This window comes from Streptomyces sp. NPDC100445 (genome assembly GCF_044759735.1).
In the GTDB taxonomy this organism is placed as follows: domain Bacteria; phylum Actinomycetota; class Actinomycetes; order Streptomycetales; family Streptomycetaceae; genus Streptomyces.
The window spans coordinates 23,192-39,782 of the sequence record NZ_JBIVZV010000003.1; the positions used below are offsets into that span (position 1 = coordinate 23,192).

General features: G+C 70.6%; 21 protein-coding genes. 5 read left to right on the top strand and 16 right to left on the bottom strand.

Going from position 1 to position 16,591, the window contains the following annotated elements; translation table 11 throughout:
* The first annotated feature begins 84 nt into the window (after positions 1-84).
* Positions 85-1,509 carry a pyruvate kinase gene (pyk, locus tag ACIQVT_RS09070; RefSeq protein ID WP_403749828.1) on the top strand — a complete coding sequence of 475 codons (1,425 nt, stop codon included), beginning with the start codon at positions 85-87 and terminating at the stop codon, positions 1,507-1,509.
* An 80-nt stretch (positions 1,510-1,589) separates the two neighbouring features.
* On the opposite strand, the gene ACIQVT_RS09075 is transcribed toward pyk, so the two are convergent.
* From ACIQVT_RS09075 to ACIQVT_RS09110, 8 genes are all read right to left on the bottom strand, one after another.
* Positions 1,590-2,054 (bottom strand): hypothetical protein, encoded by a 465-nt coding sequence (locus ACIQVT_RS09075; protein WP_403749830.1) that lies wholly within the window; start codon positions 2,052-2,054, stop codon positions 1,590-1,592.
* Positions 2,051-2,446: a hypothetical protein gene (locus tag ACIQVT_RS09080; RefSeq protein ID WP_403749832.1), complete on the bottom strand. Its 396-nt coding sequence runs from the start codon at positions 2,444-2,446 to the stop codon at positions 2,051-2,053. The genes ACIQVT_RS09075 and ACIQVT_RS09080 overlap by 4 nt, the downstream gene beginning before the upstream one ends.
* A gap of 161 nt (positions 2,447-2,607) precedes the next feature.
* A complete protein-coding gene (locus tag ACIQVT_RS09085; protein WP_403749835.1) occupies positions 2,608-3,090 on the bottom strand; it encodes a hypothetical protein in 483 nt (160 codons plus the stop codon).
* Positions 3,087-3,212, bottom strand: a complete 126-nt coding sequence (locus ACIQVT_RS09090) for a hypothetical protein (protein ID WP_403749838.1) — start codon at positions 3,210-3,212, stop codon at positions 3,087-3,089. The genes ACIQVT_RS09085 and ACIQVT_RS09090 overlap by 4 nt, the downstream gene beginning before the upstream one ends.
* Before the next feature lie 96 nt (positions 3,213-3,308).
* Positions 3,309-4,742: a hypothetical protein gene (locus ACIQVT_RS09095; protein WP_403749840.1), complete on the bottom strand. Its 1,434-nt coding sequence runs from the start codon at positions 4,740-4,742 to the stop codon at positions 3,309-3,311.
* Positions 4,732-5,283: a DUF6114 domain-containing protein gene (locus ACIQVT_RS09100; protein ID WP_403749842.1), complete on the bottom strand. Its 552-nt coding sequence runs from the start codon at positions 5,281-5,283 to the stop codon at positions 4,732-4,734. The genes ACIQVT_RS09095 and ACIQVT_RS09100 overlap by 11 nt, the downstream gene beginning before the upstream one ends.
* Before the next feature lie 113 nt (positions 5,284-5,396).
* A complete protein-coding gene (locus tag ACIQVT_RS09105) occupies positions 5,397-6,068 on the bottom strand; it encodes a DUF6230 family protein (protein WP_403749845.1) in 672 nt (223 codons plus the stop codon).
* Between the two features lie 623 nt (positions 6,069-6,691).
* The gene (locus tag ACIQVT_RS09110; RefSeq protein ID WP_403749847.1) at positions 6,692-7,663 is read right to left on the bottom strand and encodes a tetratricopeptide repeat protein; all 972 of its coding nucleotides are present in this window, start codon (positions 7,661-7,663) and stop codon (positions 6,692-6,694) included.
* Between the two features lie 209 nt (positions 7,664-7,872).
* On the opposite strand from ACIQVT_RS09110, the gene ACIQVT_RS09115 reads away from it, so the two are divergent.
* A complete protein-coding gene (locus tag ACIQVT_RS09115) occupies positions 7,873-8,499 on the top strand; it encodes a TetR/AcrR family transcriptional regulator (RefSeq protein WP_403749849.1) in 627 nt (208 codons plus the stop codon).
* Positions 8,500-8,569: 70 nt separating this feature from the next.
* Here ACIQVT_RS09115 and ACIQVT_RS09120 read toward each other — a convergent pair whose 3' ends face one another.
* The 8 genes from ACIQVT_RS09120 to ACIQVT_RS09155 all read right to left on the bottom strand — a co-directional run bounded on the left by ACIQVT_RS09120 (position 8,570) and on the right by ACIQVT_RS09155 (position 14,273).
* The gene (locus tag ACIQVT_RS09120) at positions 8,570-10,270 is read right to left on the bottom strand and encodes a methylmalonyl-CoA mutase (RefSeq protein WP_403749851.1); all 1,701 of its coding nucleotides are present in this window, start codon (positions 10,268-10,270) and stop codon (positions 8,570-8,572) included.
* Positions 10,271-10,345: 75 nt separating this feature from the next.
* Complete coding sequence (locus tag ACIQVT_RS09125) at positions 10,346-10,684, bottom strand: DUF3817 domain-containing protein (protein WP_403749853.1); 339 nt, start codon at positions 10,682-10,684, stop codon at positions 10,346-10,348.
* Between the two features lie 98 nt (positions 10,685-10,782).
* Entirely contained in the window at positions 10,783-11,292 is a 510-nt protein-coding gene (locus tag ACIQVT_RS09130; RefSeq protein ID WP_403749856.1) for a MarR family winged helix-turn-helix transcriptional regulator, read from the bottom strand.
* Positions 11,293-11,325: 33 nt separating this feature from the next.
* Positions 11,326-12,024, bottom strand: coding sequence for a TetR/AcrR family transcriptional regulator (locus tag ACIQVT_RS09135; protein ID WP_403749858.1), 699 nt, complete (start codon positions 12,022-12,024; stop codon positions 11,326-11,328).
* A complete protein-coding gene (locus ACIQVT_RS09140) occupies positions 12,021-12,701 on the bottom strand; it encodes a DUF4166 domain-containing protein (protein WP_403749860.1) in 681 nt (226 codons plus the stop codon). Before ACIQVT_RS09140 ends, ACIQVT_RS09135 begins: the two co-directional genes overlap by 4 nt.
* Positions 12,698-13,450, bottom strand: coding sequence for a hypothetical protein (locus ACIQVT_RS09145; protein ID WP_403749862.1), 753 nt, complete (start codon positions 13,448-13,450; stop codon positions 12,698-12,700). The genes ACIQVT_RS09140 and ACIQVT_RS09145 overlap by 4 nt, the downstream gene beginning before the upstream one ends.
* A gap of 188 nt (positions 13,451-13,638) precedes the next feature.
* Positions 13,639-13,932 carry an MTH1187 family thiamine-binding protein gene (locus ACIQVT_RS09150; protein WP_403749865.1) on the bottom strand — a complete coding sequence of 98 codons (294 nt, stop codon included), beginning with the start codon at positions 13,930-13,932 and terminating at the stop codon, positions 13,639-13,641.
* The gene (locus ACIQVT_RS09155) at positions 13,929-14,273 is read right to left on the bottom strand and encodes a DUF3817 domain-containing protein (RefSeq protein WP_121786842.1); all 345 of its coding nucleotides are present in this window, start codon (positions 14,271-14,273) and stop codon (positions 13,929-13,931) included. The genes ACIQVT_RS09150 and ACIQVT_RS09155 overlap by 4 nt, the downstream gene beginning before the upstream one ends.
* Positions 14,274-14,427: 154 nt before the next feature.
* Between ACIQVT_RS09155 and ACIQVT_RS09160 the strand changes: the two genes are divergently transcribed.
* The 3 genes from ACIQVT_RS09160 to ACIQVT_RS09170 are packed head-to-tail and all read left to right on the top strand — an operon-like array spanning position 14,428 to position 16,518.
* Positions 14,428-15,060: an AIM24 family protein gene (locus tag ACIQVT_RS09160; protein ID WP_403750909.1), complete on the top strand. Its 633-nt coding sequence runs from the start codon at positions 14,428-14,430 to the stop codon at positions 15,058-15,060.
* A gap of 1 nt (position 15,061) precedes the next feature.
* A complete protein-coding gene (locus ACIQVT_RS09165; RefSeq protein WP_403749867.1) occupies positions 15,062-15,712 on the top strand; it encodes an AIM24 family protein in 651 nt (216 codons plus the stop codon).
* Positions 15,709-16,518: an AIM24 family protein gene (locus ACIQVT_RS09170; RefSeq protein ID WP_403749869.1), complete on the top strand. Its 810-nt coding sequence runs from the start codon at positions 15,709-15,711 to the stop codon at positions 16,516-16,518. Before ACIQVT_RS09165 ends, ACIQVT_RS09170 begins: the two co-directional genes overlap by 4 nt.
* Positions 16,519-16,591 lie beyond the last annotated feature (73 nt).

A 16,591-nucleotide genomic window follows, 5' to 3' on the forward strand; every position in this document is an offset into this window, starting at 1 on the left:
ATAGCACCTGAGCGGTGCCACACTCATTTGTATCTTCCACCAGACGGAATATTCCGTAGCGAAACAAACCGATAGGATCGCTCCATGCGCCGTTCGAAAATCGTCTGTACTCTCGGCCCCGCGGTCGACTCCCACGAGATGCTCGTCGCCATGATCGAGGCGGGCATGAACGTGGCCCGGTTCAACTTCAGCCACGGCTCCCACGCCGAGCACCAGGCGCGGTACGACCGCGTCCGGGCCGCGTCCAAGGAGACCGGCCGCCCCATCGGCGTCCTCGCCGACCTCCAGGGCCCCAAGATCCGCCTGGAGACCTTCGCCGAGGGCCCCGTCGAGCTCGAGCGCGGCGACGAGTTCGTCATCACGACCGAGGACGTGCCGGGCGACAAGCACCTGTGCGGCACGACGTACAAGGGGCTCCCGGGCGACGTGTCGCGCGGCGACCAGGTCCTGATCAACGACGGCAACGTCGAGCTGAAGGTCCTGGACGTCGAGGGCCCCCGGGTCCGGACGATCGTCATCGAGGGCGGTGTCGTCTCCGACCACAAGGGCATCAACCTGCCCGGCACGGCCGTCAACGTGCCCGCGCTCAGCGAGAAGGACGTCGAGGACCTGCGCTTCGCCCTCCGCATGGGCTGCGACATGGTCGCCCTCTCCTTCGTCCGCGACGCCAAGGACGTCCAGGACGTCCACCGCGTCATGGACGAGGAGGGCCGCCGCGTCCCCGTCATCGCCAAGGTGGAGAAGCCGCAGGCCGTCGACAACATGGAGGACGTCGTCGCGGCGTTCGACGCCGTGATGGTCGCCCGCGGCGACCTCGCCGTCGAGTACCCGCTCGAGAAGGTCCCCATGGTGCAGAAGCGCCTGATCGAGCTGTGCCGGCGCAACGCCAAGCCGGTGATCGTCGCGACCCAGATGATGGAGTCGATGATCACCAACTCCCGTCCGACCCGCGCCGAGGCCTCCGACGTGGCCAACGCGATCCTGGACGGCGCCGACGCGGTCATGCTGTCCGCCGAGTCCAGCGTGGGCGCCTACCCGGTCGAGACGGTCAAGACCATGTCGAAGATCGTCACGGCGGCCGAGCAGGAACTGCTCTCCAAGGGCCTCCAGCCGCTGGTGCCGGGCAAGAAGCCGCGCACCCAGGGCGGTTCCGTGGCCCGCGCCGCCGCCGAGATCGCCGACTTCCTCGGCGGCCGGGGCCTGATCGCCTTCACCCAGTCCGGTGACACCGCGCGCCGGCTGTCCCGCTACCGCGCCAGCCAGCCGATCATCGCCTTCACCACCGACGAGGGCACCCGCAACCAGCTCACCCTCAGCTGGGGCGTCGAGTCGCACGTCGTGCCGTTCGTCAACACCACCGACGAGATGGTCGACCTGGTGGACCAGGAGATCGCCCGGCTCGGCCGCTTCGACGCGGGCCAGACGGTCATCATCACCGCCGGCTCGCCCCCCGGGGTCCCCGGCACCACCAACATGATCCGCGTCCACCACATCGGCGGCACCAACTGACCACCGAAGCACACTGAGGGCGCCCCCTGGCAACGGGGGGCGCCCTCCGCTCTTGCGGCGGCCGACGGACGGCCACCGTGTCACCCGGCCGGCAGACTTCCCACCGTCTCCCGCAGCCACGCGTTCTCCCGAAGCTCCGGATGGGCGGCGGTGATCAGCCGGTACGCCTCGGCCTTGGCCCGGTCGGTGAGCCACTGAAGCTCGGACCAGGTCAGTTCGGCTCTGGCCGGCGGCCACTGCGTCGTGAGGGTGACCGTGGTTCCTTCGCGGCGGAAGGAGTACGCGTGCTGGGTGAGGCTGGCCTCGACCGTGATGTCACCCACGGTCTCCAGCTCGTTCCTCGCGTACTCCAGCATCAACGCGATATCCACCACGGGCTCTCCCAGCAGGCGCACACTGAGGTCCACGCCGTGGACGACGAGCCGCAGGTCCGCCTTGAAGTACTTCAGGCAGAAGTCCGAGGAGTTCAGATCCGGACGCGCCGGCCGCCAGTCCGACGACCAGGAGTCGTCCTCGGCGCGGGGCTCGAAGGAGAAACCGATCACGTGTCGGTCCCTGACACGGCCTCGACGACGGCGTGCGCCAGGGTGTCGAAGTTCTCCCGGTAGAAGCCGAGCCGGATGTGGAACGGCTCCTCCGCGAACACTCCGCCGCGCGCCAGGAACAGGGTGGGCACGGCGGTCAACGCGCTGTGCGCCATATGCAGTTCACCCAGGGCAAGCCGGACGTCACGTGGTTCGGTGTGCGGGCCGACCAGGCGTTCCAGCAGCCCGTCCACCGCCTCCCGGCCCGCACCGACCAGCACCGTCAGCTCCGTGTCCGTGAAGTCGCGTTCCAGCAGGTGGCTCAGCGCCTCGTACATCGCCGACGCCTGGGAGGGCGCGAGCCGGACGACGAACGCGTCACCGTCGCGCGTCAGCTTCAGCCGTGTTCTCAACCGTCACTCCTTTCCACGTCAGCTACATGACGCGGCCCACTGCTTCCAGATGGTGGCCGATGCACGGATCCCCCGCCTCACCCCCTGGACGGCACCGAGCGCGCTCTCCTTGCCCGGAGGATGCCCTCGATCCTGTGCGAGGTGGCCCCCTCACGACGGCCTCATGCGGTCGGCGAAGGCCCCATCGTCTCCCGCAGCCACACGTTCTCACGCAGCTCCGGATGGGCGGCGGTGATCAGCCGGTACGCCTCGGCCTTGGCCCGGTCGGTGAGCCGCTGGAGCTCGGACCAGGTCAATTTCGCTGTGTGCGGCGTGTAGTTCGTCGTGAGGGTGACGGTCGTCGCGTCGCGGCTGAAGGAGAACACGTGGCGAGTCACGGTTGTCTCCACCGCGATGCCGCTCGCGGTCTCCAGCCCCCTCTTCGCGTACTCCAGCATCAGCGCGAAGTCGACCACGGGCAGTCCGGGCGTGCGCAGACCGAGATCCACGCCGTGCACGACGAGCCTCAGGTCGGCCTCGAAGAAGCCGGCGGAGAAGTCGGCGCCGGTCAGCTCCGGGTGCTCGGGCCGGTCGCGGTTCACCGGTAGCCGGTCCGGCGACCAGGAGTCGTCCTGGGCACGAGGCTCGAAGGAGAAAGTGATCACGTGTCGGTCCCGGACGCGGCCTCGGGAGTGGCGTGCGCCAAGGTGCCGAAGTCCTCCCGGTGGAAGCCCAGCCGGACGTCGAACGCGTCACCGTCGTGCCTCAGCCTCAGCTGTGTTCTCAACTGTCGTTCTTCCTCCAAGGACCGTGCCCCGCCGGGTGGGTCACCCGGCGGGGCACGGTCGCGGCTCCCGGAAAGGTTCGTGGGGTACGGCGACGGTCAGTCGGTCGTGTACTGGCGCATCCCCGGGATGGTCAGGGTGCCGCCGAACTGGGCCGCCTGCACCACCTTGACGTGGGTGAAGAGGATGAACGGGATGTTCAGGGGCGGCGGGTTGTCGGGGGTGAACGTCACGGGGATCAGGCCGAGCAGGTTCCCCGAGATGCTCTCGGTGTACATCGTGGTCTTGCCGCCCTCGATGGTGGACTCGAGACCCTTGCCGCTCTGTACGTGGTACGTCTTGCCCGACTGCTTGTCCTTGACGATCTGGTGGAGGTCCACGATCTTGGTGCCGCCGGAGATGACGTACTTGAGCACCTTCTTCGTGGTGCCGCTCGCCGTCTTCACCTCCACGATGCCCTGGTAGTCGGCGCCGTTCAGCGTCAGGGAGCTCGCCTCCAGGTGCCAGGGGTCGTCCGCCACCAGGGTGCCGTTGTCGACGCCGCCGACCTTGTCGGTGGCCGCCGGGCAGTCCTCCGGGGACGTGCCGGCATCGGCGGACGGGCTGGGCGTGGCCGACGAGGTGGCGTCCCTGGCCTTCTCGGTGGCGTCCCCGGCCTTCTCCGTGGCCTTGTCGACCGTGTCCTCGGCCGTGCCCGTGGCCTTCTCGGCCGTGCCCTTCACCGTGTCGGTGGCCTTCTCGGCGGTGTCCTTGACGGTGTCGGAGACGCTCGTGCCGCCTCCGGAGGAGGAACCGGAGCCCGACGACGTGGTGCTGGGGGTGGACGAGGGGGTGGGCGCGGACGACGACGGGGAAGCGGAGGGCGCCGGAGCCGCGGTCGACGTGCCGGTGTCCTTGTGGCCGCCGGTGAGGATGTCCCCGACGGTGTCGCCGATGGTGCCGAGGACGCCGCCTATGCCGCCCTGCGTGTGCGACGGCGTCGGGGTGGCCGTGTCACCGCCGGAACCGGAACCCGAACCGGAGCCCGAGCCCGAACCGGAGCCCGAGCCGGTGGACGCGGTCGGCTCGGGGGTGGCCTTGTCGCCGGAACCTGAATCCGGCGAAGAGGTCTTGCCCGGGGCCTTCGTGTCGTCCTGCGGCTTCGTGTCCGGCTTGCCGGTGTCGGCGCTCGCCGTGGGGGACGGCGTGGCCGAAGCACTGTCCGACGCGGAGGCCGAGGCGGACGGCGACGCGGACGGGGACGGCGAGGCGGACGCGTCCTTGGAGTCGCCCAGGGCCTTCACACAGTCCTTGTAGTCCTCGGCCTGCTGGCTGGTGGGCGCGGACGTGCTGCCGTTGGCGGCGAGGGCGAGCGAGGACGTGTACCCGAAGCCCATGAGCACCGCGGTCGGCATCGCCACGGACGCTATCGCCTTGCCGGCGGGCATGTGGAACCTGGTGAACAGGGTCTTCCTGGGGGCCGCGTGGCGTGGCCCGGTTCTTTCGCGGGACCCGTCCACGTCGGTCCCGCGGGCCACCTCGTCAGCCGGCACTGTGCCTCCCGTTCGCCCCGTCGAAGGGACTCGTTCCTGACAGATCCTTCGGCCCGCTCGTCCCCACCGCCGTGATGTCGAACGGGGTTTCGGGAGCGCCGCCCTCCTCCGTCCCGGTCGCCGCGGCGACTTCCGGCTGCGGCGGTACACCCGGCGCCCAGGCGACGGCCATGGCCCCGCCGATGAGCGCGAACAGGAAGCCGACCACGAAACCACCGAAGTTGGAGACGGGGATGGACACCAGGCCCAGCAGGATCGCGGCGACGCCCGCGAAGACGTGGATATGCCTCTGGAACCAGAGGCTGAAGCCCAGGACGACCAGCAACACGCCGATGATCAGGGACCCGGCGCCCGCGGTCGTGGACATCGCCAGCGTCAGGTGCCCGACCTGAAGATGCGCGTACGGGAAATAGATGATCGGAAGGCCGGCGAGCATGACCAACAGGCCGGCCCAGAACGGCCGAGTGCCTCGCCAGGCGCGGAACTGCAGCCTCCGGCGGGCGAACTGGCCGGATGCGGCGGCAGGAGTCTCGGCGCTCATGGAAAACAGCTCCCTGGTGCGGCGTTGCTGTGGTGATGTGGGCGCGCACTGGGGCGCAGCCAAGCTGTCGACGGGCGGGGGCGCCACCGGCTCCCCCGCCCGTCAGCGAGTGACTAGTAGCACTCGACGTTCGGGCCACTGCCGTCGTGCAGCGACATGTGCAGACCGGGAAGCTTGAAGGTACCGGCGGTGGTCGCCCACGCCGTCTGCTTCACCCCGGTCAGGGTCGCCTTGTCGGCCTGCTGACCGAACCCGAAGGGATTGGCGGCTTCCTTGCCACCCTTCATGCCCGGACCCTTGCCGCCCTTGTCCTTGCTCATGTCACCGGCGGCAACGCCGATGTCGATGTTGTCGAACTGGGCACTCGTCGTGCCGAGGTCGTCGACGTCGATGTACAGGTTCTTGGCGTAGACCTGCCCGTCCTTGTCACTGCTGTCGCCGGCCTTGAGCGTCAGCGTGACGGTGCCGACCAGCGGCAGGTTCGGGGTGACGACGGACTGGCACATCTTCTTGATGTGCGCCTCGTCGAACGCCGAGACCGCGACGGCGTGACCCGCCTTCTGCCCGCTGAGGGTGTAACCGGTGTCGAGGGCACCGTACTGGGAGAAGCCCGTACCTTCGAGCGAATCCGCGGTGACCTTGAACTCCTGGCCCGACACGCTGAACGACGCGGCCAGCGCACCCTGTGCGAGGGCGACGCCTATCGCTGCCGTGGCGGCGACGCTGGGCACCATGACCACAGCGAACCGCTTCCATCTGGTCCCGCCACGCACCTGGGACTCCATATTTCCTCCTTCTCGGACGTACATCTCCTGGCCCGGCCACGCCCCCGGACGGCGGCTCAGCCGGGCAGGGATGGGAGAAGTGCTACGTCCTCGGAAAGGAGAGCGCCCGCGCCCGGAAGCGCGAACCGCGCCCGAATCACCGGCGATCACCCCCGAGCGACAACCACTGGTCGCGCCTGACACGCATCACGCACAACCCTGCTGGACAGGCTTCACCGGCCGGCGAAGACCCCCCTGCCCGAGAGCCGGCGCCACTGCCGCCGGCTCTGCTCGGTGGGGACCCTGAGTCTCCCGTCTCCCGGCCGGATGCCGGGGTGCGGGAATGGACCGAGCGTCGCCGATCGTGGTGCATTCTCGGCCCGGACACAAGGGGGCTCGTTACTGGCTAGTAACGGCTGGATAACCGGAGGACGACCGACCGGTCTCGGAACGCCACACTCGGTGGTGGGCCGGGGACGGGAAAAGCCGTTGATCCCTGGACGAACCCAGACAGATCAACGGCTTCGGTTTACTGCGAGTAACAGTGGCCGCGATTGCCAAGTTTTGGCAAAGCACGGCCACCGCGACACCTCGTCGGCGAACCTTTCACCCCGGCATCACACACCGTGGCGTTTAGCGACTGGTCAGAACAGCGCCCGCGCCAGCGCCCGGCGCGCCCCGATCACCCGCGGGTCCTCGGGACCCACCACCTCGAACAGCTCCAGCAGCCGGACCCGCGCCGCGTCCCGGTCGTCACCCGCCGTGAGCCGCACGGTGTCGATCAGCCGGCCGAAGGCGTCGTCGACGTGTCCGCCGACCAGGTCCAGGTCCGCGGCGGCGATCTGCGCGGCCACGTCCGAGGGGTTCTCGGCCGCTTCCCTGCGGACCTTGTGCGGGTCCATGTCCTGCACCCGCTGGAGCAACTCGGCCTGCGCGAGACCGAGGAGAGCCTCCGGGTGCTGGGGGTCGTCGGCCAGCACGTTGCGGTAGGCCTGGACGGCCCCGCCCAGGTCGCCGGCGTCCAGCGCCAGCGCGGCGGCGTTCAGGGACGCGTCGTACGGACCCGCCGCCGGTGCGGTCTGCGGCGCGCCGCCCGGCTCGGCGTCCGGGTCGACGGTCAGGCCGGTCAACCCGAAGCGCTCCTCGGCGACCGCCACCAGCTGGTCCAGCGTCTGCCGGATCTGCTCCTCGCCGGCCGCTCCCTGGAACAGCGGCAGCGCCTGTCCGGCGACGACCGCGAAGACGGCCGGAACGCCCTGGATACCGAACTGCTGCATCAGCATCTGGTTGGCGTCGACGTCGATCCGGGCGAGGAGGAAGCGCCCGTCGTACTCGACGGCCAGCCGCTCCAGGACCGGGCTCAGCTGCTTGCAGGGCTGACACCACTCGGCCCAGAAGTCGATGACGACGGGTACTTCGGCGGATCGCTGGAGGACGTCGCGCTCGAAGCCCGCCTCATCGACGTCGATGACGAGGTCGGCCGGCGAGACGGCCCCCGTCCCGCCCTGGCGGGCGGCTTCGGCGCGCGCCTGTTCGGCCTTGGCCTTGGCCTCCTGGGCCGCCTTCACCGCGGCGAGGTCGACGACTCCGCTCATGGACATGTTCCGTGGCTGCATGCGTCTATCCTCCCCCGATCCCGCGCCGGAACGAAAAATGCGTCGTAGCGGCGCCGGGTCCCCACCCCACGCCCGTGGTCGTCGCCCGTGTACGTCCCTCACGAGCTTTCGCTACGACCCGTAGCGTAATACCAACCGGGCAGCGCGCGACACCCCGCCCCGGTGATCTCCCTCACGGCACCACAGGACCGCCCGGTTATGGTCGTGACATGCAGAGCCGCACCCCCGCCGGCCGTCCCGGACGCCCGCGCAGCGCCACCGCGGACGCCGCGATCCTGGCCGCGACGCGGGAGGCTCTCGTCGACCTCGGCTGGTCCAAGCTCACCCTGGGGGACGTCGCCACGCGCGCGGGGGTGGCCAAGACGACGCTCTACCGCCGCTGGGCCGGCAAGAACGAACTCGTCGTGGACGCCGTGGCGGAACTCTTCGACGAACTGCGCCTGCCCGACCGCGGCAGCCTCGCCGACGACATCGAGGGCGTCGTCCTCCAGTTCGCGGCCATCCTCGCCCGGCCGGAGGCGAAGAGCGGCCTGATGGGCGTCATCGCCGAGTCCACCCGTGACGACGTCCTGCGCGAACGCGTCCGCGCCTCCATCGTGGAACGCCAGATGTGCCTGGTCCTGGAGGGCCGGGCGCGGGCCCAGGAGCGCGGTGAGCTGCCCCCGGAACCCGACCCGCGAGAGTCCGCCCGTACCGTCGACCTGATCTTCGACGTGGTGGCCGGTGCGGTCGTCCACCGCACCCTGGTGAGCGGCAAACCGGCGGACGAGGAATGGGTCCGCAGCTTCACCCACGTCCTCCTCCACGGCCTCTCCCGGGCCCCGGGGGACGACTAGGACCACCGGCCCGCGGATGCCACGCTGCCCGCCGGCTGGGGGCCGGCGGGCAGTTCGGTGGGTGGGGGCGTCAGAAGCCCGGGGGTTCCGTGTAGACGCCCCACTCGTCGCGCAGGACCCCGCAGATCTCACCCAGCGTGGCCTCCGCGCGTACGGCGTCCAGCATGGGTCCGATCATGTTGGCGCCGGAGCGGGCCGCGGCCAGCATGGCGTCCAGGGCGGAGCGCACCGCCGTCTCGTCGCGGGCGGTCCTGCGGCCGGCGAGCGCGCGGACCTGTTCGCGCTCGACCTCGTGGCTGACGCGGAGGATCTCCAGGTCTCCGGTGACCGAGCCGGTGGCGACGTTGACGCCCACGACCCGCTTGTCGCCCTTCTCCAGGGACTGCTGGTAGCGGAAGGCCGACTCGGCGATCTCGCCGGTGAACCAGCCGTCCTCGATGCCGCGCAGGATGCCGGAGGTGATCGGTCCGATCGGGTGCCGTCCGTCCGGGTGGGCCCGCAGGCCGCGCTCGCGGATCTGGTCGAAGATCTTCTCCGCGTCCGCCTCGATCCGGTCGGTGAGCTGCTCGACGTACCAGGAGCCGCCGAGCGGGTCGGCGACGTTGGCGACCCCGGTCTCCTCCATCAGCACCTGCTGCGTGCGCAGGGCGATCTCCGCCGCCTGCTCGCTGGGCAGGGCGAGGGTCTCGTCCAGGGCGTTGGTGTGCAGCGAGTTGGTGCCGCCGAGCACCGCGGACAGCGCCTCCACGGCCGTGCGGACCACGTTGTTGTACGGCTGCTGCGCGGTCAGGGAGACCCCGGCGGTCTGGGTGTGGAAACGCAGCCACTGGGCCTTGTCGGTCTTGGCGCCGTACACGTCCCGCATCCAGCGCGCCCAGATGCGGCGGGCGGCCCGGAACTTGGCGATCTCCTCGAAGAAGTCGAGGTGCGCGTCGAAGAAGAAGGACAGGCCGGGCGCGAAGACGTCGACGTCCAGTCCGCGGCTGAGGCCCAGTTCGACGTAGCCGAAGCCGTCCGCGAGCGTGTACGCCAGTTCCTGCGCGGCCGTGGCCCCGGCCTCCCGGATGTGGTAACCGGAGACGGACAGCGGCTTGTACGCCGGGATGCCCGCCGCGCAGTACTCCATCAGGTCGCCGATCAGCCGCAGGTGCGGCTCGGGCTGGAAGAGCCACTCCTTCTGGGCGATGTACTCCTTGAAGATGTCGGTCTGGAGGGTTCCGTTGAGCACCCCCGGATCGACGCCCTGGCGCTCGGCGGCGACCAGGTACATGCAGAAGACGGGCACGGCGGGCCCGCTGATGGTCATGGAGGTCGTGACGTCCCCGAGCGGGATGTCCTTGAACAGCACCTCCATGTCGGCGGCCGAGTCGATGGCGACCCCGCAGTGCCCGACCTCGCCGAGCGAGCGCGGGTCGTCGGAGTCGCGGCCCATCAGCGTCGGCATGTCGAAGGCGACGGAGAGGCCCCCGCCGCCGGCGGCGAGGATCATCTTGTACCGCTCGTTGGTCTGCTCGGCGTTGCCGAAGCCGGCGAACTGGCGGATCGTCCAGGTGCGGCCGCGGTAGCCGGTGGGGTGGAGCCCGCGCGTGAAGGGGTACTCGCCGGGCCAGCCGATCCGGTCGAATCCCTCGTAGGTGTCGCCCGGGCGGGGCCCGTACACCGGCTCCACGGGGTCGCCGGAGAGCGTGGTGAAGTCCGCGTCGCGCTTGCGCGCGGCGTCGTAGCGGGCCTGCCAGCGACGGCGGCCCTCCTCGATGGCGTGAGCGTCCATACCCTCGAATTTACTAGGACGTCCTAGTAAATGTCGATGGCAAGCCGCCGTACGGCTTCCGTACGGCGGTGTGGGTTACGCCTTGGCGACGGCCGGGGCCCGGTCGGCGGACCGGTCGTCCAGCTCGCGGCTGATCTTCCGCTCGACGAAGAAGGCGGCCGTGGGGATGGTGCCCGCGAGCAGCACCCACAGCTGCTTGCCGACCGGCCACTTCGCCTTGGAGCCGAGGTCGAAGGCGAAGATCAGGTAGACGACGTACAGCCAGCCGTGGGCGATGGCGACGACCCGGGTGAAGTCGGCGGCACCGTCGACGTCCAGCCCGTACTTCGCGATCATGCTCAGGCACAGCAGCACCAGCAGGACGCCGGTGGTGTAGGCCATAACGCGGTAGCGGGTCAGCACGCTCTTTTTCATGGAGTCGAGCGTAACCACCCGTTCCGGGAGATCTTGCCCGGGGTCACCCGTCGTGGACGTCACGCGCCGTGCGCCGGCGCCGCGGACGTCACTCCTCGTCACTCGTCGTCGAAGTCGTGGGCCGCGATCCGCAGGGGCCGGAGCATCGCGAAGATCTCCTGGCACTCCTCCGCGTCGTAGACGCCGAGGCCGAAGTCCATGGCCATCAGGTCGCGGGTGGCCGCGTCGACCACCTCGCGGCCCTTGTCGGTGATCACGGCGAGGGTGCCGCGGCCGTCGTTGGGGTTGGGCCGCTTGGCCACCAGACCCGACCGCACCAGCCGGTCCACGGTGTTCGTCACCGACGTGGGGTGCACCATCAACCGCTCGCCGATCTTGGACATCGGCAGCTCACCGGCCTTGGAGAAGGTGAGCAGCACCAGCGCCTCGTACCGGGCGAACGTCAGCCCGTACGGCTTGACCACCGCGTCCACCTCGGCGAGCAGGATCTGCTGGGCCCGCATGATCGAGGTGATCGCGGCCATGGACGGCACGTTTCCCCACCGCTGCTTCCAGAGCTGGTCGGCGCGGTCGATGGGGTCGAACGGGAGGCTGAGAGGCTTCGGCACGTCGTCAGACCCTACCGGCCGGTCATATGCCGGTCAGCTCCGTCTCGGCTTTCGGTCACCCGGGCCCGGAGAGCCGCCCGGAGCCTCGGCGCCGGCCCGCCGCAGCCGGTGCCGTACCGCCCGCTGGGCCACCGGTCCGAGATCCTCCAGCGCGGCGACCAGCGCGCCGAGCTGTTCCAGCGCGGCGAGCGCCGCGTGCGCGCCCCGGTCGTCGACCCCCTCGTACAGCTCGATCCCGACGAAGGACGCGGCGATCGCCCGGGCCAGCCCCGGCGGGTCGACGAACTCGCCGAACGGGGTCGCGGCGAGCAGCCGGGTCAGCACCCGCTCGATCTCGGTGACCCACAGCCGCAGCCCGTCGGCGGTGGCCGGCCCCAGCGCCGCGTGCGTCGGCGCGCCGGCGAGCAGCTGGCCGAGGAGTGCCACGTGGCCGCCGGCCCGTTCCCGCTCGTGGATCTCCCGGCCGAGGGTGAGCAGCTCGGCCAGGCTGGAGACGGCGGCGAGCCGGTCCCGGTAGCCGGCCACGGCCTTCTCCGCGCCGTAGCGGCAGGCCGCGGCGAGCAGTTCGTCCACCGATCCGAAGTGGTAGAAGACCAGCGCCTGATTGACGCCGGCCGCCGCCGCGACCGTCCGCGCCGACGTCCGGGCGATGCCCTGCTCGGTGAGGGTCCGCAGGGCGCCCTCCAGCAGCCGCGTCCTGGTCTCCCGCGCCTTCGCCGTCTCCGGGCTCATCCGCGTGCCTCCTCGCGCACCGGCCGCAGCCCGGGCCGCACCCCGTGGACCCGTACGTCCGTGTACGAGACCGTGAACGAGCCCTCGTACCCGAAGAGCGGTCCGGCGTACCGGTTCACCACCCGCACCCGGACGCGGAAGCGGCCGGCCGCCTCGTCGTAGGACTCGCGCACCTCGGCCGTGGCGCCGACCAGCTCGGGCACGCGGACGTCGACCGGCCCCTCCCGGAACCGGTGCTCGCCGGAGCGGATGAGCAGCGAACCGTCCGGTTCGGCACGCGGGTGCAGGTCGCTGGCGAGGTGCTGATGGGTGCCGAGGTAGTCGAGGACGCGGTCGCCCCGCGGGCCCAGCACCATCTGCGCGTCGAAGCGGCGGGCGCGGCCGGGCAGGTCGAAGGTGCGCACGAAACTCACCGTCTCACGGCCTAAGGTGTCGAGGTAGGGCACGTTCTCGATCACGAACGGGACGTTCCGGCCCGCCCGGGGGACGAGGATGTTGCGGACGCCGCCCAGGGTCAGGAACGGCCGCACGAACGCCGGGCCGTGCCAGATCCGGTCCATCACGCCCCGGCCCGTGCAGGCCTCGCCGCCGGCCAGGCCCACCGAGAAGCGGCGCCGCAGCTCGGGGTGGAGGCGGTCGAAGTCGGTGCCCATCACGGTCCGGAAGATCGACGTCATCCGTGCTTCTCCAGGGTGGCGAGGAGGCGGGGCGCCCGGGCGCGGGTGACGGGGGCGCGCAGACAGCGCCGGGCGGCCGGGGTGGCCGCGAGCGGTGCCTTGAACAGGGCGAGGGATACACCGACCACCAGCAGCAGCGGGTACGGGTACGCCATGGCGTCCGCGAGGGGGCCGAGGGGGCCGGGGAGGCTGCCGTACCCGAGTCCGGTCAGGCACACGGCGAGCAGCAGGGTCCGGACCGTCAGCTCGGCGAGCCAGTTCACCAGGGCCCGCTCGGGGGTGACGCCCCGCTCCAGCCAGAGCCGCAGCCGGTCGAAGGACCAGGCGGTGGCCCAGCCCATCAGCGGACGGAACACCAGGCGGTCGGCGAGGGCGCCCGGGGCGCCCCAGCGGGGTCGGTAGTCGTAGCCGGTGAGGAAGCGGACACCGTGCGGGCCGGGCACGTAGCGCCAGTAGCCGGCGCCCTCGGCGATGAGCGAGAGGGGGTGCGGGGAGGAGAAGCGCAGCGCGGAGGTCCGGGTGCCGTCCGGGCGCTCCCGCTCCCCCGCCGCGACACCCGTGCCGGAGACGGTGAGGAACGGCAGGACACGGGTGGCGTAGCGGAACCGCTGCGGCTCGTCCCCCGCGCGCGGGAGGTGGTGGATCTCGGTGAAGCGCAGGTCCCAGCGCTGGTGGCAGGCCGGGTCCTGGGTGCGGGCCCACAGCTCGTCCAGATCGGCGCGGATCAGCGTCTCCACGTACAGACCCATGTCTCCCCCACGTCAGCATGGTGTTTGAGCGAACGCTCAAACCGTCTGCCGCGAACATACCGCTGCTTGAGCGATCGCTCAAACCCCTGGGCGGGGCCGTCTCCCGTCAACTCCCCCCGCACACAGGAGAACCCCGGCCCGTTGCGGGCCGGGGTCGTGGGCGCGGAGGCAGGGGGTGGGGCGGGGTCCTACTCCGCCAGGTGCCGCTCGACGGTCTCGACCTTGGAGGTGAGCCCGTCGGTCACCCCGGGCCGGATGTCGGCCTTGAGGACCAGCGAGACGCGGGGCGCGCGCCGCTCGACGGCGGCGACGGCGCGCCTGACGACGTCCATGACCTCGTCCCACTCGCCCTCGACGGAGGTGAACATGGCGTCGGTGCGGTGCGGCAGGCCGGAGGCGCGGACCACCCGGACGGCGTCGGCGACGTACTCCCCCACGTCCTCGCCGACCCCCAGGGGCGTCACGGAGAAGGCGACGATCATGCGTTCACGGCTCCTTCGCGGCGGGCACGGGCGGCGATGACGGCGTCCTCGGCCTCGCGGCGCAGCTTGCGCTCCGCGAAGAAACCGCCGGTGGGCAGCACGGAGAGGACGAAGTAGAGGGCGGCGGTGCCGAGCGGCCACTTGGTGCGGTTCCAGGCGTCCGCCCAGAACAGGACGTACAGCACGAAGAGGACGCCGTGGACCGCGCCCATGACGGGGACCGCGTTGAAGTCCGTGGTCCGCTTCAGGACCGAGCACAGGAGCAGGACCAGGAAGGACACGGCCTCCGGGGCCGAGACCAGGCGGAGACGGCGGAGGGCGGTGGCGGTCTTGATGTCCACGGGTCACCTTCGGTGGGAGTAATCGTTTGTGAACGTACGCACAAGCGTCCCCCCATTGTGGCAAACCGAGCCCCCAGGGGTCCGGTCAGGGTGGGTCTCCACCCATGGGCCCTGTTCCGTCCACCCGACCGGCCGCTACTTTCGCTGCGTGGCGATGTTCCGACTCCAGGGCAGCAAGGTGCTCGCCGTCGACATGACCGGTGACGCCGTGAAGGCGAAGAACGGCTCGATGGTGGCGTACGACGGGCGGGTGACCTTCAAGAAGCTGAGCGGCGGCGGCGAGGGGCTGCGCGGGATGGTGACCCGGCGGCTCACCGGCGAACAGATGACGGTGATGGAGGTGAGAGGACATGGAACCTGCTGGCTGGCGGACCGGGCCGCCGAGATCAACTTGGTCGCCCTGCGGGGCGACACGCTGTACGTCGAGTCGGGCAACCTGCTCGCGACGGACGGCGCGCTGCGGACGGGCACGACGTTCACCGGCCTGCGCGGCGCCTCGCAGGGCACCGGCCTGTTCACCACGACCGTGGAGGGGCACGGCCAGGCGGCGATCGTCTCCGACGGACCGGCGGTCGTCCTCCGGGTCACCCCGCAGTACCCGCTGACGGTGGACCCGGGCGCCTACGTCGCCCACCAGGGGCAGGTGCGGCAGTCCTTCCAGTCCGGTGTGACGTTCCGCACCCTCCTCGGGGAGGGCGGCGGCGAGGCCTTCCAGATCCGCTTCGAGGGCGACGGCCTGGTGTACGTGCAGCCGAGCGAGCGGAACACGATCGCGGGAGACCTCTGAGATGACGTTCCGGGAGATCAACTCCAAGATGGTCGAGGCGGCCGTGGTGCCGGGGCGGCGGCTGTTGAGCCAGCGCGGGGCCATGCTCGCCTACCGGGGGGACGTGTCCTTCACCCCCAGCGTCCAGGGCGGTCAGGGCGGGGTGATGTCGATGATCGGGCGCCGGGTGGCCGGCGAGGCGACCCCGCTGATGACCGTGGAGGGCAGCGGCACGGTCCTCTTCGGGCACGGCGGCCATCACGTGCACGTCATCGGCCTCACCGGCGACACGCTGTACGTGGAGGCGGACCGGCTGCTCGCCTTCGAGGGCACGCTGCGCCAGGGCACGATGTTCATGGGCGCGCAGGGCGGGGTGATGGGCCTGGTGCGCGGGCAGGTCACCGGCCAGGGCCTGTTCACGACCACCCTCCAGGGGCACGGCTCGGTGGCGGTGATGGCGCACGGCGGGGTCTTCGCGCTCCCGGTCGCCCCCGAGCGCCCGGTCCACGTGGACCCACAGGCCTACGTCGCCCACCACGGCGAGGTCCGCAACCGGCTGTCCACCGCGCTCGGCTGGCGCGAGATGGTGGGCCGCGGCTCCGGTGAGGCCTTCCAGTTGGAGCTGAGCGGCAGCGGCACGGTCTACGTCCAGGCCTCGGAGGAGAAGCTGTGAGCACCCACGCGACACCGGGCGCCGGACCGGTCGTGCACGACCCGACGACACTGCCCGTCGACGACAACGTGAACGCCTACACCTTCTGCGTCGACCTCAAGGGGAGCCAGTGGTTCCTCCAGAAGGGGAAGATGATCGCCTACTACGGGGCGATCGAGTTCGAGGGCATCGGGCACGGGCGACTCGACCGGCTGGTGCGGACGTCGTTCCATTCGCCACTGCACGCGAGCGACTGGGTCGTGGCGGCGGGCTCGGGGAAGATGCTGCTGGCCGACCGGGCCTTCGACGTCAACTCCTTCGACCTGGACGACGGGAACTTGACCATTCGCGCGGGCAACCTGCTCGCTTTTCAGCCAAGTCTCGCGCTCAAACAATCGATCGTGCCGGGTTTCCTGACCCTCCTCGGAACCGGGAAGTTCGTGGCCGCGTCGAACGGACCGGTGGTGTTCATGGAACCTCCGATCCGGGTCGATCCGCAGGCGCTCGTGGGGTGGGCGGACTGCCCGTCCCCGTGCCATCACTACGACCACGGGTACATGGCGGGTGTACTGGGCGGTCTCCGTGCGCTGACGGGCTTCGGCGGGGTTTCCGGCGAGGAGCACCAGTTCGAGTTCGCAGGCGCGGGGACGGTGTTGCTTCAGTCGACGGAGGCCCTGGTGGCCGAGGCGGCGACGGGGCCGCTGCCGCCCGATCCGGGGGTTCCCGGAGGTGGCTCAGCGGCACCGTCCGGGCACGGTCCGCAATCGTCGGCCGTACCGCGCCTTCCCGGACAGCTGGGGGACCTCCAGCGTCGCTTCGGGCTGTGAGCGGTAGTCTGCGGAGTGTGACATCGAACGCGTGCGCACAGTCACACCACCCGAAGTAGTTCGCCATTCAACT